This window comes from Kitasatospora sp. NEAU-CNBT7, from assembly GCF_057220535.1.
Genome location: NZ_JBXQQB010000018.1, coordinates 1 through 19,891 on the forward strand (window position 1 = coordinate 1; position 19,891 = coordinate 19,891).

Genomic DNA, 19,891 nt, shown 5'->3' on the forward strand with positions numbered 1-19,891 from the left:
CCCCGCGGCCGGTCTCCCGTGGACCTCTCAGGTCCCGTATGCGGCGGGAGTCAGCCCATGAGAGCGAGATCGGGTAGGCGGGCAACGCCGTGCATCGCATGGCGCACACCGTCGCCTCCCAAGCGGCACTCTCACAGGATCCTCGAGGTCTTCATACGGGCGAAAGCGCGCTCGACGCGGGTGCGAACCCGTCCACGTCCTTGGCGGAGCGCCCGCGCGGGGCCGGCGCGAGCCTGGGGCCGAGGTGGTCGATGACGCGATCGGCGGTGGACTCGGACACGCCGAAGAGCGGCGCGAGTTGGCGCAGGGTCAAGTTGGTGTGCCAGTACGCGGCTACCGGTAGCACCCGGTCGTCCGTGGACAGCTTCCACGCCCGGCCACGGCCCGGCGCGTCGCCGCCTTCGCGGCGAAGCCGCATCGGGATGGCGGCGGGGAGCCCTCGGCCGCCCTCAAGCGCCGATGCCGGCCAGGTCGCGCATGGCGGCGAGGAACGCCGGGATATCGGGCAGGGAATCAGCCTTCGCCTCGTACTCGGCGACTCGTCGACCGTAGTCCTCGGCCAACTGCTGGAGGTGCGCGCCTCGGTCCGTATGGGCGGCGACGGTGATGGAGTCGTAGTGGCCCAGATCGACCCCGACGGTCAGATCGACGAACACATCCCCCGGTCGCAGGACTTTTGCCAGGCTGGGGCGGACCGGGCCGCTGAGCGATTGCGTCAGCGCGGCAATGCGATCCGGGCCGGGTTCGACGCCGAAGACGGCGACCTCCGCGGAGGCGTCGGGCAACGTCGCCTGCAGCAGCCCGACCAGGTCTCGCGGAGTCGTGATGCTGAACACACCTGCCTGAGCCGCGTGCTCGGACTGCCATGCGGTCGGCGCCGGCCGGATCGGAACGCAGGAACAGCCAGGCACGAATCCGTGATCGCGACTTACGGGTTCGAGAGCTTCGGCGTCGACCTCGTATTCCCAGTCGACGAACGTCGGCTGCTGACCGAGGATTCGGGCGGCGGCATCGTGGTAGTACGTCGCAACTCCATAGCGGGCCAGGCCATCGGTCAAGCGCCAGACCAGGCCGAGATAGACCGCGATCTCCTCGGTGTTGTTGTTGTTGACCGCGTACTCCGTCCAGGGGGTCGGTCCGTCGGACCACCACTCATAGAGACCAGGCCAGTGCCGCTCAACCGGCAGATCGGTCCCGGGCAGATAGCGGTGGACATTCAGCCCGTCCTCGACGGCGGCGTCAAACCGAATCTGCTTCACCTTGGGCTCCTTGTCGGCATCTGGACGGGAGCATCGCATACTCGCCGGACCGTCCCGGCGTCGGATCCCCGCTCGAATGCCCCGGTCGGAACACGAACCTGATCGGCCGGCTCCAGGAGGCCAGGGACCGGGGCCGGCTCGGCGCGGCCGCCGCGATGGAGGCCCGCCGTGCCGCCGGGCGGACACCTGCCGCGCCCATCGGCCTGCCCTACCCGAGCACGGTTCCCTGCTGAGCCGCCCGAACCGCCCCCGGTTCTCGTGTGCGGCCGGGGACGGCGGGTTGCCCCGCAGCACCGCCCCGGCGCGGTGGGTGAGCCCTCAGCGGGCGGCTGCCCGGTGGCCGCGCAGCACGCGGTTGGCGAGCAGGACCGTGACGAGCGCCGCGCCGGTGAAGAGTGCGGTGTTGCCGACCGTGGCCGCCGTGACCAGCCAGGACGCGTCCGCGCCGTCGGGCTGCGTGGTGGCGGCGAACAGTCCGCCGAGGCCCGTCAGCGCCCCGCGCAGGACGTAGACACCGATCAGCGCGGCGATGCCGACCGGGAGGGTCAGGACCACCGCCGCGAGGTAGAACGCCGCGTCCTCGCGGATCCCGCCCAACGCGGCCAGCGTCCCGACCAGGGCCACATAACCCCCCGCTGCCCACCTGAACCAGTTCATCCGAACCTGTCCTCCCCCTTGTTCCGTGGATCCGACGCGCTCCTTGGATCCGACGCGCTCCGTGAAACCGACGTGCTCTGTGGACCCGGGTGGTGATGATCCTCCGTCCGCCCGCCCACGGCCAGAGGGTGTTCGGTAGTCTCGGGGCCTCGATCCCGGGAGCTTCCGGAGGCTCGGGGGCCCGGCCGCCGGTGGCGCCCGCCGGGTGCCGGGATCGCCCGAGGTGAAGGCGGACCCGTTTCGTGGCAGCGACGCAGCAGCAGGCGGACCTCCGTCCGGCGCGGACCAGGCACGGTGAGGGCCTGGTGCTCGAGCGGTCGTACCGGGTGGAGGACGGTGCCTGCCGTCACCTGCTGGTGTGGCGGGCCGGGCCGGGCTGGCGGATGGTCAGCAGCGCGGTGCTCGGCGGTGGCCTGGGCGACCGGGAGTGGGTGGTCAACGCCCAGGTCCGGCCGGGGTACGGCCGGATGGATCCGGACCGGCACCTGGCCGAGCTGGCCGCGGCCCACAGGCTGGCCGGGCCCGGGGCCGGCCTGATGACGGCCGCCCCGGTCGACGCGGTGACCTGGGCGTGCGACGCCGGGGCCGCCGCGGTGGTCACCGCAGGGATCGGGGTGCCGAGCTGGGCCGCCGCACCGGAAGCGGAGGCCGCCCACGGGCCCGGGACCATCAACATCCTGGCGGTCGTCCCGGCGGCGGTGTCCGATGCCGGTCTGGTGAACCTGCTGGCCACCGCCACCGAGGCGAAGGTACAGGCGCTGCTGGACGCCGGGTACGACTGCTCGGGGACGCCCTCCGACGCGGTGTGTGTCGCGGTGCGGCGAGCCCGTCCCGGGGAGGGCGCGGAGCCGTTCGGCGGACCGCGCTCGCCCTGGGGCGCGCGGGTCGCCCGCGCGGTGCACACCGCGGTGCGCGAGGGCGCGGTGGCCGACCGCGCGCGCCGGGCCCGGGGTCCGGTGCCCGAGCACGCACTGCCGACCCTGGAGTGCCGCCGTAGCTTCCTGCTGCCGGTGGGTCAGCTGCCGTAGCGCAGCGAGACCGTGTCGCCGACGTTGATCACGGTGGCCCGGGTCGCGGCGCTGTCCGTGCCGCCGTCCAGGCCCACCTTCCAGGTGGAACCGCCGCTGTTGGCAGTGCCGTTGATCGCGGTGACGGTGCCGCCGCCGGTGGACGGGGTGACCGAGGTGACGCAGCCGCTCGGGGTCGCGGTGGCGGCGGCGTCCAGAACGGCGCCCAGCGTGGTGGTGGTGCCGGTCGGCGTGAGGGTGACCGCGCAGACCTTCAACCCCGCGGTGCCGGTGCCGTCGTCGACGACCAGGGCGAGGCGGGCGGCCGTCCCGGCGGTGAACGTACCGGTGGCGACCCAGGTCGGGGCGCCCGCGGTGACCGGCACGGGCGGGACGGCGGTGAAACCGGCTCCCGCGACGGCGCGCAGCCCGTCCACCGAGGCATAGGCGGCGGGAACGGTGTCGGTGGGCAGGTACTTGAAGCCGCCGCCGGGCTTGAACTGCTGGGCGATCAGGAAGTCGATCGGCGTCTTGCCGCTGCCGCTGGTGAAGTCGGCGCCCTGGGGGTTGATGCCGCAGGCGTTCAGGCCTGAGACGGCCCAGCCGTTGGAGTCGGTGTTGGCGCCGAACATGGAGTTGAAGGCGCCGGAGGAGACCAGCTTGCCCTTGAGGAAGTTCTTCGCCGCGACGATCGCCGAATCGGTGCCGGGCACTCCGCTGCTGCACAGCGAGGCCATCGCGGCGCCGGTCATGTCGATGTCGCTGCCCTGGGCGAGGGCGGTCGGGTTGCCGGCGGCCTTGCCGTAGTTCCAGCCGCCGTCGTTGTGCTGGTTGGCGCGTACCGCGGTGACGGTGGCGTCGATCAGGGCCTGCGGCACGCGCCGGGCACCTGCCTGGGTGCGGGCTCCGCCGAGTGCGAGCAGGCCGAAGACGGTGCCGTTGAAGTTGGCGGACGGGCCGTAGTAGCCGGGTTCGGCGCTCTGCCAGTACGCGGCGAGGTCGGCGATCAGATTGCGGCCGGGGCCGACCCGGGCCGGGTCGATGCCGGCCGCATAGGCGTTGAGGGTGGCACGTTCGTAGTCGGTGACGACCGGCGAGGCGCTGGGCCAGGAGGCGGCGGCGAGCTGGTTGCGGTACACGGTCCGGGCGTTCTTGGTGGTGTCGCCGCCCGGGGTGACGTCGACGGCGGCCGTTCCGGCGGCCGCGAGGGCGCTGAACGCCCACTCGTTGGACAGCCCGCCGCCGGTGACGTAGCTGCCGTCCGCGGCCTGCAGCGACTTCAGGTAGGTGACGCCGGTGGACTTGGAAGTCGCTATCTGGGCCGGGGAGGCGGTGGCGCCGGCCGGGACGGCCGACAGCAGCAGGGCGCCGGCCGCCAGGGCGACGACGGTGGCGGAGGAAGGGCGGAAGGGCACGGTCGGGCTCCTTGGGTGGGGGCGTCGACCCGCGCCGGTCCGGTGTCCCCTCGGGGGCACGACAGCTGGGGCGGCCGCCGCCCGGATCGCGTGGGCTGGCTCTCGCTCGTGGTGCGCGGCCGGGCGGGCATTCGGGCTCGGGGCGGCACCGATCCGCCCCACACCGCTGCGCGTCAGCCCCGGATTCGCACCGGGTTCCCCCACACGGCCACCGGGGACGCTATCGCACCTCACGGGTGGTCACGAGGTGGCGAAGGCGACATGACGCCTCGTTGACTCCCCGCTCGGCCGCATGGTCTGATGAACCGGTTTTTCACCCTCGGCAGTCAGGGGAAGCCGGTCCAACTCCGGCGCTGACCCGCAACCGTGGACCCGTCGCCGAGCGGCGGGTGAGCCGGAATGCCTGCGCCGAGGGGCTTGTCAGCAACACGTGCGTCGTCGCGGACTACGACGCGGTCCGGATCGGCCCCCTTCCCGGGACCCGGTCGGCTGCGCCGTCGGCACCCCGCCTCGACCGATCAGGGAGTCGCCGGTGAGGGTCAACAGCACGCGTACGGGTACGGGACACAGAGGCCGGGGTCCCGCCTCCCTCCTGCTCGCCACCGCCATCGCGATCACCGCGGGCGGCGCCGTGATGATCGGCCACCCCGACCGCGCCGCCGCCGACCCGATCGAGGAGTGCACGGCCACCACCGGCGCCGTGGTCGCCGTCGACTTCACCCACTGGGGCGGCAGCGTGGTGCGCGGCTGCGACGCCCACCCCACCACCGGCCTGAACCTTCTGCACAACGCCGGGTTCACCACCACCGGCACCGAACACGACGGCCCCGCCTTCGTCTGCCGCCTCGGCAGCGGCACGTTCGGCAACGGCACCCAGTACCCGACCCCCGCCGAGGAACCCTGCGTCAACACCCCGCAGGCCACCGCCTACTGGTCCTACTGGATCGCCGAACCGGGACAGGACGCCTGGTCCTACAGCCAGTTCGGCGCCGGCACCCAGAAGCCGAAGCCGGGCGAGGTCGAGGCCTGGGTGTACGGCGGCACCGACATCGGCGGCAGCAGTGGGGCGCCCTCGTTCACCCCGGACTCGGTACGGGCGAAGAACTCGGCCAGCCCGTCCGCTTCCGCCTCCGCTTCGGCGTCCACCTCGGCCTCTGCGTCGGCATCCGCCTCGGCCACCTCCGACCCGACCGGCCCGGCACCCGCCACCGGCGACCCCGCCGCCGCGGCGGCCTGGCTGGCCGGCCAGCTGGTCAACGGCGACCACATGGAGAACTGGGCCTTCGAGGGCGCCGACTACCCCAGGACCTCGCTCACGGCCCTCGCCCTCGCCGCGGCCGGCACCCAGGACCCGGCCCTGCGCAAGGTCGTCGCCTTCCTCCAGGCGCACACCGACGCCTTCCTCCTTCCCGACGGCCCGAACGGCAGGCCCGACTCCCGGGCCGCCGCCCTGCTGGCCCTCGTCGCCGAGAGCACCGGCGGCAACCCCCGCGCGTTCGGCGGCCACGACCTGCTCGCCGCGCTGACCGACCATGTCTGCACCACGGCCGGCGAGGACGGGAAGTGCACCGCCGCGGGCGACTTCCTCGGCGCCGCCTCGCCGTGGGTGCAGGCCCTCGCCGTGATCGCCCTGGAGCGCGGTGGCGTCACCCCGCCGGCCGGCGCACTCGCCCGCTTCGACGCGCTGCGGTGCGCCGACGGCGGTATCGCCGGAGCCATGATCGTGCCCGGCGACAACTGCGAGTCCGACCCGTCCACCACCGCGCTCACCGTGCTGGCGCTGGGCAGGGCGGGCGGCCACGAGCAGCTGGTGCAGCAGGCCGCGGACCGGCTCGCCGCGAGCCACCAGGCCGACGGCTCCTACCTCCCGTACATCGGCGCCCCCGGCGGCGACACCTCCACCACCGCAGGCGCGGCCCAGGGGCTCAAGGCCACCGGTCACACCGCCGAGCAGACCGCCGCCAAGTCCTGGCTCGCCGCCCGGCAGAACAAGGACGGCGGCTTCGGCCCCGACGAGGGCACCACCGACTCGGACCCGGCCGCCACCGAGCAGGCCATCCTCGCCCTCACCGGCACGGACCCGGCGAGCGTCACCCGCGACCTCGGCGGCGGCACGCAGCCCCCGAAGCCCGGCAAGGCACCCGACCTGGCCAAGGGCAGCGCCTATCTGACCGCCCCGGCCAACCTGGTCGACGGCCACTACTACGAGGCCTTCCCGACCTTCGCCGACTTCGGCCTCACCATCGACGGCGCCTACGCGCTCGCCGCCACCGGGACCGACGACACCGCCCTGCGCAAGATCGTCGACTTCCTCGACCAGCAAGGCAAGGACGCCAACGACCGTACCGTCAACGACTGGACCGGGATCGGCACCGAGTTCGCGGGCGGCGGCTCGATCGGCAAGGAGGCGCTGCTCGCCGAGGTGGTCGGCCGCGACCCGCACGCGTTCGGCGGACACGACCTGATCGCCGCGCTCGCCCAGGCCGTCTGCGCCCACGCCGACCTCGACAACGGCTGCGCGGCGCCGGGCAACTACCTCTGGGCGACCTCGGTGTTCTCCCAGTCCCTGGGGGTGATGGCCCAGCTGCGGGCCGGGGACGCCGAGCACGCCGCCGCACCGATCGCCTACCTGAAGAGCCTCCAGGCCGCCAACGGCTCCTGGCCCAGCCTGATCCCCGCCGCCGGCGACTCCGACGTGGACAGCACCGCGATGGCCGTGATGGCCCTCGCACTCGTCCCGGGCGACGAGGCGGCCGCGGCGGTCGACAAGGGCCTCGCCTGGCTCGCCGCCCAGCAGCAGCCGGACGGCGGCTTCCCCGGCGCGGCCGGCGACTCCACCAACTCGGCCGCCCTCGCCGTCCAGGGCATGACCCTGCGGCAGAGCACCTACGCCGCGCAGATCGCCAAGGCGGTGGAGTTCCTGGCGGGACAGCAGAACGCCGACGGCGGCTTCGACGTCGCCACCGCCGGACAGCAGGGCTCCGACGTCCGCGCCTCCACCCAGGCGCTCGGCGGCGTCACCGGCATCTCCTTCGGCACGCTGCACCGGGACCTCGGCACCGGAACCGGCACGCCGACCCCGACCGGATCGCCGTCCACCTCGGCCTCCGCCTCCCCCTCGGACTCGGCCTCGCCGTCCTCCCCGTCGGACTCGGCCTCGCCGTCCCCGAGCGGCAGCGACTCGGTCTCCCCGGCCCCGGCCACGTCGACTCCCGCCGGCCAGGGCACGGACGCGGCCCCCGCCCCCTCCGGCACCCGGGCCACCGACGGCGAGCCGGCGGACGGCCTGGCCTGGACCGGCACCGATGTGCTCGGACTGGTGATCCCGGCCCTGCTGCTGACCGCGGCCGGCGGCGGCGTGCTGGTCGCCACCCGCCGCCGGACGGCCGCCGTCCCCGGACGGCACCGGTGATTCGCCGCACGGGGCGCCCCCTCGTCCGCGCGGCCGCCGCCGCGGCCGTGACCCTGGGCCTCGCCCTCGGCGGGGTCGGTACGGCCGCGGCCCCGGCGGCGGCCTCGCCGCTGCCGATCGATCAGTGCACCACCACCTCCGGCGTCGTTCTCGCGGTCGACCTCGGCCACTGGGGCGGCCCGCTGCTGCGCTCCTGCGGCACCACGCCGACCACCGGCTACGCCCTGCTCAACCAGGGCGGCTGGAAGACCACCGGTACCGGACACGACGGGCCGGCGTTCATCTGCCGGATCGGCTACAGCGGGTTCCAGGGCGGGAAGCAGTTCCCGACGCCCGATCAGGACAAGTGCGTCCTCACCCCGCCCGCCACCGCGTACTGGTCGTACTGGCACGCCGACCCGGGCCAGGACACCTGGTCGTACAGCCAGCTCGGCGCCATGAGCTACCAGCCCAAGCCCGGCAGCGTCGACCTGTGGATCTTCGGCGGCACCAACATCGAGGGCACCGAGGGCCGCCCGGCCTTCTCCCCCGACAGCGTCCGCGCCCACAACCCGGCGCCCGGCGGCGGCTCCGGCCAGAGCAGCGCGCCCAAGCCGCCCACCACCCCGCCCGCGGGCGGCGGTCCGGGCGGCGGAGGGGCCGGCGGCACCGCCGACGGCGGTGCGGGCGGCGGCGGAACGAAGGGCGGCGGCAACGCGGCCGGCGGCTCCGGCGGTGCCACCAAGCCGTCCCCCGGCGGCACCACCCCCGACCCGGGTACATCCGCCGGCGACGCCACCCCCGCGGAGCCCACCGCCACGGAGAGCGCCCCGGCCTCGCCGGGCACCGCCACCGATCCGGCCTCCGCCGCCGCTTCCCCGACCGCCCCGACCGCCCCGGCCTCCCCGGCCTCCCCGGCCGCGGGCATCGTGGACGCGGCCCCGGCCCCCGACGCGCCGCACTCCGCAGGCTCGATCGCCCCCGCCGTCACCGGCGCCGTCATCGTGGTGGCCCTCGGCGCCGCCACCGCGGTCACCGCGCTGCGCCGACGCCGACGACAGGCCGAGTGATCCGGTGAACCAGCTCGACCAGCGCACCCCCGGCCGGGTACCGCGCGACCTGCACCCGTTCGCCTGGTGGATCTGGGCGCTGGCCATGGCGACCGCCGCGAGCCGCACCACCAATCCGCTGCTGCTGTTCCTGGTGCTCGCCGTGCTCGGCTACGTGGTCACCGCCCGCCGCACGGAGGCCCCCTGGGCGGGCGGCTTCAAGTACTACCTGTGGCTGGCGCTGACCGTGGTGGCGATCCGGGTCGCCTTCCGCTGCGTGTTCGCCACCGGCATCACCCCGCACGACCACCTGCTCTTCTCGCTGCCGCACCTCCCCACCCCGGCCTGGTACGCGGGGATCCGGATCGGCGGACCGGTCTCGCTGGAGGCCACCCTGTCGGCGGCCACCGACGGTCTGCGGCTGGCCTGCCTGCTGTGCTGCATCGGCGCGGCCAACACCCTCGCCAACCCCAAGCGCGCCCTGCGCGTACTTCCCGGCGCGCTGTACGAACTGGGCGTCGCCGTCACCGTCTCGCTCAGCGTCGCGCCCCAGCTCGTCCAGAGCGTCCAGCGCGTCGTGCGGGCCCGGCGGTTGCGGGCCGGGCGGAGCAAGGGCATCCGCGCTCTGCGCAGCATCGTCGTCCCGGTGCTGGAGGACGCCCTGGAGCGTTCGCTGCACCTGGCCGCCGCGATGGACTCCCGCGGGTACGGCCGTTCCGGCACCGCGACCCGCGCCTCCCGCCGGGTGACCGGCGCGCTGATGCTGCTCGGCATGTGCGGCCTGTGCGCGGGGGTGTACGGGCTGCTCGACGGTACCGCGCCCGCCGTGCTGGGGCTGCCCGCGCTGGCGGCCGGTTCGGCGCTGTGCGCGGGCGGTCTGGCGCTCGGCGGGCGCCGGGTGCGGCGTACCACGTACCGTCCCGACCCGTGGCGGGCCGCCGAGTGGGGTGTCGCGGGCTGCGGGGTGGCCGCCGCCGTTCTGCTCTGCGTCTCGGTCGGCTACGCGGCCACCGACCTCAACCCGTCGCTCTACCCGCTGAGTTGGCCCGCCCTTCCGGCCGTCCCGGTGCTGGCCCTGCTGCTGGCCGGTTCGGCCGGTGTCCTCTCCCCGCCACCCGGCCGGGCACCCGCCTCCGCCGCCCTGCCGGTGAAGCGGTCCGCAGGGACCGCCGCCGGCACCGCCCGTCCCCGCACCGAGGTGACCGAGTGATCCGCTTCGACCAGGTCGCCGTGGTGTACGACGGCGGGTCCGCCCCCGTCCTGCGCGACGTCGACCTCCACATCCCCGAGGGGGAACTCTGCCTGGTGGTCGGCCGTACCGGCGCCGGCAAGTCCACCCTGCTGGGCGCCGTCAACGGGCTGGTCCCGCACTTCACCGGCGGCACCCTGCACGGCCGGGTGACGGTGGACGGCCGCGACACGGCCGACCATCCGCCGCGCGAACTGGCCGACGTGGTCGGCGTGGTCGGCCAGGACCCGCTGGCCGGGTTCGTCACCGACACCGTCGAGGAGGAACTCGCCTACGCGATGGAGCAGTTGGCGATCCCGCCGGAGGTGATGCGCAAGCGGGTGGAGGAGACCCTCGACCTGCTCGGCCTCGCCGACCTGCGCCACCGCGCGCTGCACGAGCTCTCCGGCGGTCAGCAGCAGCGGGTCGCGATCGGCTCGGTGCTCACCGCGCACCCCAGGATCCTGGTCCTGGACGAGCCCACCTCCGCGCTCGACCCGACCGCGGCCGAGGAGGTGCTGGCGGCCGTCACCCGCCTGGTGCACGACCTCGGCGTCACCGTGCTGCTCGCCGAACACCGCCTGGAGCGGGTCGTCCAGTACGCCGACCGGGTCGCCTACCTGCCCGGTGACGGCACCGTGGTCCACGGGCCGCCCGCGGAGGTCTTCGCCGCCACCGGCATCGCCCCTCCGGTGGTCGACCTCGGCCGCCTGGCCGGGTGGCGGCCGCTCCCGCTCTCGGTCCGCGACGCCCGCCGGGCCGCCGCCCCGCTCCGGGAGCAGCTGGCTGGGCACCCCGTCCCGCCGCCGCGGCGGGCACAGCCGGACGGCGCGACGGTGCTGTCCGCGCGGCGGGTCGTGGTCCGCCACGGTCAGGTCCTCGCCGTCCGGGAGGTGGACCTCGATCTGCGCGCCGGTCAGGTCACCGCGCTGATGGGGCGCAACGGCTCGGGCAAGTCCTCGCTGCTGTGGGCCCTGCAGGGTTCCGGCCCGCGGCAGGGCGGCACCGTCGAGGTCGCCGGGACGGACGGCAAGGCGTCGGCCGACCCCAAGAAGGTCTCCGCGGCCGAGGCCCGCCGGCTGGTCGGCCTGGTCCCGCAGACCCCGACCGACCTGCTCTACCTGGAGTCGGTCGCCCAGGAGCTCGCCCAGGGCGACCTGGACGCCGCCCCCGGCGCCGGGCACACCGCACGGCAGATCCTCGACCGGCTCGCCCCGGGCATCCCGGACGACAGCCATCCCCGCGACCTGTCCGAGGGTCAGAAGCTGGCCCTGGTGCTGGCGATCCAGCTGGCCGCCGCGCCGCAGGTGGTCCTGCTGGACGAGCCCACCCGCGGGCTGGACTACCCGGGCAAGGAGGCGCTGATCGGCATCGTCGACCACCTCGCCGCCGAGGGGCGCACGGTCGTCGTGTGCACCCACGACGTCGAGTTCGTCGCCGCGGCCGCCGACCGCGTGGTGGTGATGGCCGAGGGGGAGGTCGTCGCCGACGGTCCGACCACCGAGGTGATCGTCGCCTCGCCGACCTTCGCCCCGCAGACCGCCAAGATCCTCGCCCCGCTGCCGTACCTGACCACCCGCCAGGTCGCCCAGGTCCTCGGCGCCGAGCGGGTCGCCCGGTGAGCGCGGCCCGGGTCGCCGTCCGCGTCCCCGTCCGTGCCCGGCTCGTGGTGGCGCTGGCCTCGTTCATCGGCCTGACGGCCTTCACCTGGCCGTTCGTGGTCGCCCCGGGGAAGTTCGGGTCGAACTACGCGCCGCCGTTGATCTTCGGCGCGCTGCTGGTCCTGGTCCTCGCCGTGGTGATCGCCGAGATCTCCGCCGGCGGCATCGACGCCAAGGCCCTCGCGATGCTCGGCGTGCTCTCCGCCGTCAACGCCGGTCTGCGCCCGCTCGGTGCAGGGACCGCGGGGGTGGAGACGGTGTTCTTCATCCTGGTCCTCGCCGGTCGGGTCTTCGGCCCCGGCTTCGGCTTCACCCTCGGCTGCACCTCGCTGTTCGCCTCCGCCCTGATCACCGGAGGTGTCGGGCCCTGGATGCCGTACCAGATGTTCGGCTGCGCGTTCGTCGGCCTGCTCGCGGGGCTGCTGCCGCGGCTGCGCGGGCGGGCCGAGGTGCTGATGCTCGCGGGGTACGGCGCCGTCTCCGGCTATCTCTTCGGGTTCCTGCTCAACCTGTCGTTCTGGCCGTTCGCCACCGACCCGAACAGCTCGATCGCCTATCTGCCCGGGCTGCCGTTCACCGAGCAGTGGCACCGCTACCTGCTCTTCGACCTGGCCACCTCGCTCGGCTGGGACACCGGACGCGCCGTCACCACCGGGGTGTGCGTCCTGATCGTGGGGCCGGCCGTCCTCACGGTGTTCCGCCGCGCCGCCCGCCGCGCCAACTTCGAGGCCCCGGTCACCTTCGCCTCCCCCGCCTCCCCGGGCCCGGAACCGAACGCTGCCCCGGATCCAGCGCGGTGAGCAGAAGCACCGGGCCGGGGCGGTGGTCCGGCCACCCCCACACCTTGTTGCACAATATATGCAGGTGATAGCAGACTGCGACAAGGTTGGGTGAGGGTGACGATGGCGGGATCGCCGGTGGTGCTGGGGATCGAGTCGTCCTGCGACGAGACCGGCGCCGGTCTGGTACGCGACGGCGTGCTGCTCGGGCACGCGGTGGCGTCCTCGATGGACGAGCACGCCCGCTTCGGCGGCGTGGTCCCCGAGATCGCCGCCCGGGCCCACGTCCACGCGGCGGCCCCCGTCGTGCAGGAGGCGCTGGACCGGGCCGGGCTCACCCTCGCCGACATCGGCGCCGTCGCCGTCACCACCGGCCCCGGCCTGTCCGGCGCGCTCCAGGTCGGCGTGGCCGCCGCCAAGAGCTACGCCTTCTCCCTCGGCGTCCCGCTGTACGGCGTCCACCACCTGGCCGGCCACGTCGCCGCCGCCACCCTCGACGGCGGACCGCTGCCCGACCCCAGCATCGTGCTGATCGTCTCCGGCGGGCACACCTCCCTGCTGCTGGTCCGCGACCTCGCCCGCGACCCGATCGTCCACCTCGGCGACACCCTGGACGACGCGGCCGGCGAGTGCTTCGACAAGGTCGCCAGGATCCTCCGCCTGCCCTACCCCGGCGGCCCCGCCATCGACCGCGCCGCGCGCGACGGCGACCCGAAGGCGGTCCGCCTCCCCCGCCCGCTCAGCGGGCCCAGCGACCCGCCGTACGCCTTCTCCTTCTCCGGCCTCAAGACCGCCGCCGCCCGCTGGGTCGAGGGCCAACGGGCCGCCGGCGCCGAACCGAACGTCCCGGACGCGGCCGCAGCCCTCCAGGAGGCCATCGCCGACACCCTCACCCGCAAGGCCGTCCGCGCCTGCACCGACCACGGCATCGGCACCCTCGTCGTGGTCGGCGGCGTCGCCGCCAACTCCCGCATCCGCGCCCTCACCGAACAGCGCTGCGCCGCCGCCGGCATCACCCTGCGGGTCCCCGCCCTGCGCCTGTGCACCGACAACGGCGCCATGATCGCGGCGATCGGCGACCTCCTGGTCCGCTCCGGCGCCCGGCCGGCCCCGCTGGACCTCTCCATCGACCCCTCGGCCCCGCTGGAGTACGCCGCCCTCACCCCCCGCGTCGGCATCGACGCCGCGTGACGGCCGCCGGCGCCGGCCCGGAGCACGGCGCGGACCCCGGCGACCGGACGCGCCGTCAGCCCTGATCGGACGGCCGCAGTTCGCGTTCCAGGGCGGCCAGGGCGAACGCGTTGGCGGAGGCGTGCTGCCAGCGCGACCGGCCGAACATCACGTCCCCCGAGAGCCCGTTGAGCATGGCCACCGCCCTGATGACGAACTCGGACGGGTCGACCTCGGCGAACCGCCCCAGGGCCCGCCCCTCCAGCACGATCGCCTCCAGGCGCTCCTCCCAGGTGTCCGAGAGCGCGGTGAGGAGGTCCCGGCCGGCGTCGTCGTGACGCTGGGCCAGGACCTGCGTCCACAGGGCGTAGCGTTCGTCGCCGGGGTGGCGGGGCAGGTAGTAGCGGACGAACAGCGCCAGCTTCTCGCCGGGGGATGCGGCCTCGTCCGCGGCCTGCTGGAACTGCCGGCCGAGGTCCGCCTCGCTCCAGGCGAGGACTTCGAGCAGCAGGCGGTCCTTCTTGCCGAAGTGGTAGAGGATGTGCCCGGTGCTCATCCCGGCCCGCGCGGCGATGTCCGACATCCGTACGGCCGCGGTGCCCTTCTCGGCGATGGCACTGATGGCGGCCCGCATCGCCCGTCCCCGTGCCTCGTCGCCGCTGGGCTGGCGCTTCCGGTCCACCGGGGTCCGAGCAGGCCGGGGGGCGGCACCCGGCCCGGTCTCTGGCGTCGGCATGGCCTCACCCCTCGATTCTGGAGATCTAGATCCGTAGTCTAGACTGAAAATCTAGTCAGTACGACCGGACGCGGCCGACGCATGCCCGGACCGGCCCGGCCCCATCCGGGCGGTTCACCGACCCCGACCCGCCCGCCCGTCCCGTACCAACCAGCCAGGAGGCACCCGCATGACGCGCGGATTCGACGTTGTGGAGACCTGTATCGCCGATCTGCGCGCGGCGCTGGAGAAGGGCGAGACCACGGCGGTCGGCCTGCTCGACGCCTACCTCGCCCGGATCGAGGCGTACGACCGGCCCGGCACCGCCACCGCGCTCAACGCGATGGTCGTGATGAACCCGGACGCCCGCGCCGAGGCGCAGGCCTCCGACGCCCGCCGCGCCCGCGGCGAGACCCTCGGCCCGCTGGACGGCATCCCGTACACCGCGAAGAACAGCTACCTGGCCAAGGGCCTGACCGCCGCCTCCGGCTCACCGGCGTTCGAGCACCTGACCGCCCAGCACGACGCCTTCGCCATCGAGCGGCTGCGCGCGGGCGGCGCCGTCCTGATCGGGCTGACCAACATGCCGCCGATGGCCAACGGCGGCATGCAGCGCGGCGTGTACGGCCGCGCCGAGAGCCCCTACAGCGCCGACTGGCTCACCAGCGCGTACGGCTCCGGCTCCTCCAACGGCTCCGGCACCGCCACGGCGGCGTCGTTCGGCGCGTTCGGCCTCGGCGAGGAGACCTGGTCGTCGGGCCGGGCGCCCGCGTCCAACAACGCGCTGTGCGCCTACACGCCCAGCCGCGGCGTCATCTCGGTGCGCGGCAACTGGCCGCTGGTGCCGACCATGGACGTCGTGGTCCCGCACACCCGCACCATGGCCGACCTGCTCGAACTCCTCGACGTCGTGGTGGCCGACGACCCGCAGACCCGCGGCGACCTGTGGCGCGCGCAGCCGTGGGTCCCGCTGCCCGCGGCGTCGCAGGTGCGTCCCGCCTCGTACCCGGCGCTCGCCCCCGCCGACGCCGGGACGGCGGCCGCCGCGCTCGCCGGCAAGCGCGTCGGCGTGCCGCGGATGTACATCAACGCCGACCCCGACGCGGGCACCAACCCCGACGGCGGCATCGGCGGCCAGACCGGGCAGCGGATCGACACCCGCCCCTCGGTGATCGCCCTGTGGGAGGCTGCCCGCCGCGACCTGGAGGCGGCCGGCGCCGAGGTGGTCGAGGTCGACTTCCCCGTCGTGTCGAACTACGAGGCCGACCGGCCCGGCGCGCCCTCGCTGCTCACCCGCGGCCTGGTCGGCCGCGACTACCTCACCGTCGAGATCGAGGACCTGTCCGCCTGGGCGTGGGACGACTTCCTGTGCGCCAACGGCGACCCGGCCCTCGCCACCCTGACCGAGGTCGACGGCGAGCGCATCTTCCCCAAGCACGAGGGCGAACTCCCCGACCGCTACGCCGGTTTCGACGACACCATCGGCGAGTACCCGCGGTTCGTCCGCGAGCGCCCGTACGCATCGTTCACCGACATGCCGCACCTCGAGGCGGGGCTGCGCGGGCTCGAGGAGACCCGCCGGGTCGACCTGGAGGCCTGGATGGACGAACTGCGCCTGGACGCCGTGGTGTTCCCGGCCGTCGCCGACGTGGGCCCCGCGGACATGGACGTCTCCGAGGCGTCCGCGGACCTCGGCTGGCGCAACGGCGTCTGGGTCGCCAACGGCAACCTGGTGCCCCGCCACCTCGGCATCCCGACGGTGACCGTGCCCATGGGCGCCATGGCGGACACCGGCATGCCCGTCGGCCTGACCTTCGCGGGCCGCGCCTACGACGACAATGCGCTGCTGGCCCTCGGCGCGGCCTTCGAGGCGACCGGCAGCCGCCGTACGGAGCCGCCGCGCACGCCGCGGCTCTGAGCACAACGGCCGGCGGCGGAGCGGAGGTTGCCCTCCTCCCCCGCCGCCGGCCGGGCAGCCGCCCGGGCGGTCGACCCGTCGTTCCTCGACCGGTCGACCGCTCGACCCGTCGTTCCTCGACCGCTCGACCCGTCGGCGACGCGCGCCTCAGCCCGCGTAGGGAGCGAAGTCCGGGTTGGACTTGCAGCCGAGGTTCTCGAAGGTGCTGACCTTCGTGTCCGGGTCGGTGCCGGTCAGGCGGTACTTGCAGGCGCCCTTGAGGTACCGGCCCTCGAGCCCGCCGGGGAAGTCGATCTCCTTGTTCCACAGGTACGGGGACTGGTAGCTGTTGAGGCGGGCGGTGGCGTTGACGTCGATGCCGCCGGGCGCGTAGATCTCGTACACCCAGCCCGTCTTGGCGGCGCCGTAGGTGGCGAACTTCTGGGCCACCCACATCTCGCAACTCGTGCTCAGGTGCGCGCTGTTCTGCCCACCGCCCTGGACGATGTACTCGGCGAGCGGGGTCACCAGATCGCCCCGCGGGACGAAGCCGGCCCGGAAGATGTCCTCCACGTTCTCCCGGGTGTCGCCGCGCCAGAGCGTGTTGACGTCGTTGCGCCACTGCCAGCTCTCCTGCGTCGCCTTGGCCGCGACCGGCTGGGCGATCTGCGGCTCCGTGGTGGTGCGCCACCAGTCCGAGGCCCGGTAGTCGCGGACGGGTCCGCAGGGTGAGGTCAGGTCGTCGTCGGCCGCCCGCGTGGCGGGGACCGCGGGCGCGGCGGTGGCCGGGGGCACGGCGACGGCCGTGACGGCGGAGGCGAGGGAGGCGGCGACGACTACTCGGAGCACGGTGCGCAGCATGGCGACAGCCCATCGGTTGATCAACAGGACGGGCATCTTTATGGGCGGCCGGGGCCGTTCGCATCGGGACCGATACGCGGACTGCACCCACCCGGGTGAACTAGTCGTACCGTCACCCGGTGCCGGACGACGGGTGAGCACCACCCCGGCCACGGCGGTCGCGGGGACGGCCGCGGCCCGGCCGGACGGTCCGGCCGGGTCGCGGCGCTTCCGGGACGGTCAGGCCTGCGGGCCCTCGTTGCGTCGGCGCAGGCCGAGGACGCCGAGCGCGGCCCCGACCACGCCGACCGCGATGCCCACGACGCCGAGGGTGCGCGCGGCGTTGTCGGAGGAGGTGGCGCGCGCGGCGGCCGGCGGGGCGGCCTGGCCCCCGGTGGTCGCGGTCATGCCGTGGGTGTCGCTTTCGGCCGCGGCCTTGGTGAGGGTCAGGACGGGCGCGGGGTGCTCGGGTTCGGGCTGGCCGTCCTTGCCCTCCTCGATCCAGCGGACCACGGTGCCGTCGTCGTAGGTCTGCAGGGCCTTGAACACGAGCTTGTCGGTGTCGCTGGGCAGCGGGCCGAGCGAGAGCGCGAAGTCCTGGAACTGGCCGGGCGCGATCTTCGCGTTCGCGTCGGCCGTCCAGGTGATCTTCGAGACCGCCTCGGTGATCTCGTCGCCGTCGTCGGTCTTCAGCGGCGTGGCGAGCTTGGTCTTCTCCGCGGTGGCGGTCCAGCCGGGCAGCGGCCGGGTCGCGACCGAGGCCACCGGGTGGTCGGCGGGCAGGGTCACCTCCAGCTTCGTGGTGGACGCGGTGTCGCTCTCGTCCGGGACACGGAAGGCGACGGCGGTGTACGCGCCCTGGGCGGCGGTGCCCGGCTGCACGGTGACGTGCGCGGACGCGGGAACCGCCGAGGCGAGCAGGGCCGCACCGGCCAGCAGCGACGCGGCGGCCAGACGGCGGGAGAGGGTGGAACGCATGGGTGTGGTCTCCATCCGGGAGATCGGCACCGCGCGGCCGCGCACCGACCGGGCAGGTCGGCACGCCGGCGGGGCGCGGTGCGGGAACGCTGACGGGGTGTCCGGCGGCCGCCCCGGAACGGGGTGCGGCCGCCTTTGGCAACGCGAAGGCATCGGGCGGAGCGGCAACTCCGTCCGTCCGTGCCTAGGCGGTGACGACCCCGGGCGGTCCCCGGCGGACCAGGCTGTGGCGCAGCAGCGCCGACCGGCGGTGCCGCGGGACGGCGTCACGGCCGGGCCACGTGCGTGGGACAGCCACCGGCGGCGGGACGGCCGTGCCGATGAGGACGGCCAGGGTGCGCCGGGCGCGCCGGCTCCAGTGGCGGGCGGCGGCCCGGACCGTCCGCGCGAGGTCGAGCAGCCGCCACAGCGCCACCTCGACCCGGTGCAGCAGCCAGCCGGTGGCGAGCGCAGCGGCGGCATGGCCGGCCAGCATGCCGGGTGAGAGGCCGAGAACGCCGCCGTGCACGGCGGCGACCGCGTGGTGCACATGCCCGGCGTGGGCCCCGGCCCCGGCCGACGGCACCGGACCGGATCCCGCCCGGCCGCCCGGCCGGTGGGCCCCCGCCGGCATCCCAGGCATCCCGGGCATGCCCGGCATCGAGGCAGGCGTGGAGAGCGGCGTGGCCATGGCGTGCCCGGTACGGAAGAGCAGGTGCAGGCCGAGCTGCCCGGCGGCCACGCCCGCGGTGATGGCCGGAAGGGTCCGGCGGCGGCCGGCCGCCACCGCAGCCGCGGCGCAGACCAGCAGCCAGCCCAGCGCGACCAGCGGCAGACCCACCGCCGCCCTGCCCGCGGCGCCGTGCGCCGCCGCGGCCAGCGCCACGCTCACGGTGGCGAAGGCCGACGCCCGCACCAGCCGCACATCCAGTGCGGCCGTACGGCGGGATGGCCCCGGGGCGACGGTGACGGTCATCATGGCCGCCACATCATGCCACCCGCCCGCCGCCCACCGGTGCCCCGGTTCCGAACCTCCAGGCGCCCTGCACGCGGCGGGCACACCGCCCGCGCATGTCGGCGCTTCCCCCTGTTCAGCGGATCGCGCGCACGAAGCGCCGGCTCTCCACCTCCGTTGCGGTCAGGACGAAGGTGTCCCGCCGCCCGACGGTGACCCGGTAGAAGGTCGGTCCCGTCGGCAGGCTGAGCGTGGCCGTGAACCGGCAGCCGCCGTCTCCTTCGGGCGTGGCCCCGCCGAGCGCGCTGACGGCCACGACCGTGCCGTGCTCGTCGACCACGGTGACGTCCGTTCCCCATCGGATGTCGTCCATCGGGGCCCGGCCCGCGCAGGTCGTTCCGGCTACCACCACGTCGTTTCCGAGAGTCAGCGTGCCGTCGACGCCGAACGTCTCGGTGCTGGGGGCGGTCCGGGTGACGCCGCTGGCGGACACGGCCCAGGTGAGGGCCACCACGGCCGCGCCGGCGGCGAAGCCGGCAAGTGCCCACAGCGGCGCCCGGGTTCTGCCCGCGGGTCCGCGGGCGGCGGCTGCGCTCCCCCGGCCCTCCGTGTCCAGGGCGTCCATCGGCGAGAACGGGACAGCGGGCTCGATCGGCTCGGTCATGTCACCCATCATCCCGCACCGGCCGGGCCCGGGTATCGGCCGGTGTTCCAACAGTGCGATCTGGACGGCGAGTTGGAAGGCCCGTTGCCCGTCGGTCGGCCACAGCTGTCCTGTCGCTCCTCGCGGCCCGGGCCGGCCGGCTCTCGCTGTCCTCCGGAGATGACCGGGCGTGGTCGCCGGGTACCCACTGCCCTCGCGCGAGGTCTTCGGGCAGGGGGGCGGGCGTGGAAGGTGTCCCGCGCCCGCC

General features: G+C 74.7%; 16 protein-coding genes, 1 pseudogene and 1 riboswitch. Of the genes and pseudogenes, 8 read left to right on the forward strand and 9 right to left on the reverse strand.

Annotation, left to right across the window (positions count from 1 at the left end; translation table 11 throughout):
* Nucleotides 1-187: 187 nt before the first annotated feature.
* The 3 genes and pseudogenes from AC2TEW_RS22715 to AC2TEW_RS22725 form a co-directional block, all read right to left on the reverse strand.
* Nucleotides 188-412, reverse strand: a pseudogene (locus AC2TEW_RS22715) (helix-turn-helix domain-containing protein); the annotation flags it as partial.
* A 37-nt stretch (nt 413-449) separates the two neighbouring features.
* The gene (locus AC2TEW_RS22720; protein ID WP_484625168.1) at nt 450-1,259 is read right to left on the reverse strand and encodes a hypothetical protein; all 810 of its coding nucleotides are present in this window, start codon (nt 1,257-1,259) and stop codon (nt 450-452) included.
* Between the two features lie 318 nt (nt 1,260-1,577).
* Nucleotides 1,578-1,916, reverse strand: coding sequence for a hypothetical protein (locus AC2TEW_RS22725; protein WP_484625169.1), 339 nt, complete (start codon nt 1,914-1,916; stop codon nt 1,578-1,580).
* Between the two features lie 302 nt (nt 1,917-2,218).
* Between AC2TEW_RS22725 and AC2TEW_RS22730 the strand changes: the two genes are divergently transcribed.
* Entirely contained in the window at nt 2,219-2,944 is a 726-nt protein-coding gene (locus tag AC2TEW_RS22730) for an adenosylcobinamide amidohydrolase (RefSeq protein ID WP_484625309.1), read from the forward strand.
* Here AC2TEW_RS22730 and AC2TEW_RS22735 read toward each other — a convergent pair.
* Complete coding sequence (locus AC2TEW_RS22735; protein ID WP_484625170.1) at nt 2,932-4,338, reverse strand: prenyltransferase/squalene oxidase repeat-containing protein; 1,407 nt, start codon at nt 4,336-4,338, stop codon at nt 2,932-2,934. The two genes, AC2TEW_RS22730 and AC2TEW_RS22735, sit on opposite strands and share 13 nt — an antisense overlap.
* A 125-nt stretch (nt 4,339-4,463) precedes the next feature.
* Nucleotides 4,464-4,539, reverse strand: a riboswitch (cobalamin riboswitch).
* A 331-nt stretch (nt 4,540-4,870) separates the two neighbouring features.
* On the opposite strand from AC2TEW_RS22735, the gene AC2TEW_RS22740 reads away from it, so the two are divergent.
* The 6 genes from AC2TEW_RS22740 (at nt 4,871) to tsaD (ending at nt 13,637) form a co-directional block, all read left to right on the forward strand.
* Complete coding sequence (locus AC2TEW_RS22740) at nt 4,871-7,750, forward strand: prenyltransferase/squalene oxidase repeat-containing protein (protein ID WP_484625171.1); 2,880 nt, start codon at nt 4,871-4,873, stop codon at nt 7,748-7,750.
* Nucleotides 7,747-8,799 (forward strand): hypothetical protein, encoded by a 1,053-nt coding sequence (locus tag AC2TEW_RS22745; RefSeq protein WP_484625172.1) that lies wholly within the window; start codon nt 7,747-7,749, stop codon nt 8,797-8,799. Before AC2TEW_RS22740 ends, AC2TEW_RS22745 begins: the two co-directional genes overlap by 4 nt.
* A gap of 4 nt (nt 8,800-8,803) precedes the next feature.
* Nucleotides 8,804-9,988: an energy-coupling factor transporter transmembrane component T gene (locus AC2TEW_RS22750; protein ID WP_484625173.1), complete on the forward strand. Its 1,185-nt coding sequence runs from the start codon at nt 8,804-8,806 to the stop codon at nt 9,986-9,988.
* The gene (locus tag AC2TEW_RS22755) at nt 9,985-11,628 is read left to right on the forward strand and encodes an ABC transporter ATP-binding protein (protein WP_484625174.1); all 1,644 of its coding nucleotides are present in this window, start codon (nt 9,985-9,987) and stop codon (nt 11,626-11,628) included. Before AC2TEW_RS22750 ends, AC2TEW_RS22755 begins: the two co-directional genes overlap by 4 nt.
* Nucleotides 11,625-12,467, forward strand: a complete 843-nt coding sequence (locus AC2TEW_RS22760) for an ECF transporter S component (protein ID WP_484625175.1) — start codon at nt 11,625-11,627, stop codon at nt 12,465-12,467. Before AC2TEW_RS22755 ends, AC2TEW_RS22760 begins: the two co-directional genes overlap by 4 nt.
* A gap of 102 nt (nt 12,468-12,569) precedes the next feature.
* Nucleotides 12,570-13,637 (forward strand): tRNA (adenosine(37)-N6)-threonylcarbamoyltransferase complex transferase subunit TsaD, encoded by a 1,068-nt coding sequence (gene tsaD, locus AC2TEW_RS22765; RefSeq protein ID WP_484625310.1) that lies wholly within the window; start codon nt 12,570-12,572, stop codon nt 13,635-13,637.
* Nucleotides 13,638-13,692: 55 nt separating this feature from the next.
* Here tsaD and AC2TEW_RS22770 read toward each other — a convergent pair whose 3' ends face one another.
* Nucleotides 13,693-14,250, reverse strand: a complete 558-nt coding sequence (locus AC2TEW_RS22770) for a TetR/AcrR family transcriptional regulator (protein ID WP_484625176.1) — start codon at nt 14,248-14,250, stop codon at nt 13,693-13,695.
* A gap of 271 nt (nt 14,251-14,521) precedes the next feature.
* Here AC2TEW_RS22770 and AC2TEW_RS22775 point away from each other — a divergent pair, with 271 nt between their 5' ends.
* A complete protein-coding gene (locus AC2TEW_RS22775) occupies nt 14,522-16,249 on the forward strand; it encodes an amidase (RefSeq protein ID WP_484625177.1) in 1,728 nt (575 codons plus the stop codon).
* A gap of 147 nt (nt 16,250-16,396) precedes the next feature.
* On the opposite strand, the gene AC2TEW_RS22780 is transcribed toward AC2TEW_RS22775, so the two are convergent.
* The 4 genes from AC2TEW_RS22780 to AC2TEW_RS22795 all read right to left on the reverse strand — a co-directional run bounded on the left by AC2TEW_RS22780 (nt 16,397) and on the right by AC2TEW_RS22795 (nt 19,644).
* Nucleotides 16,397-17,077 (reverse strand): scabin-related ADP-ribosyltransferase, encoded by a 681-nt coding sequence (locus AC2TEW_RS22780; RefSeq protein WP_484625178.1) that lies wholly within the window; start codon nt 17,075-17,077, stop codon nt 16,397-16,399.
* 231 nt (nt 17,078-17,308) lie between these two features.
* Complete coding sequence (locus AC2TEW_RS22785; RefSeq protein WP_484625179.1) at nt 17,309-18,046, reverse strand: YcnI family copper-binding membrane protein; 738 nt, start codon at nt 18,044-18,046, stop codon at nt 17,309-17,311.
* Between the two features lie 184 nt (nt 18,047-18,230).
* Complete coding sequence (locus AC2TEW_RS22790; protein WP_484625180.1) at nt 18,231-19,004, reverse strand: hypothetical protein; 774 nt, start codon at nt 19,002-19,004, stop codon at nt 18,231-18,233.
* A gap of 112 nt (nt 19,005-19,116) precedes the next feature.
* Nucleotides 19,117-19,644 carry a hypothetical protein gene (locus tag AC2TEW_RS22795; RefSeq protein WP_484625181.1) on the reverse strand — a complete coding sequence of 176 codons (528 nt, stop codon included), beginning with the start codon at nt 19,642-19,644 and terminating at the stop codon, nt 19,117-19,119.
* Nucleotides 19,645-19,891 lie beyond the last annotated feature (247 nt).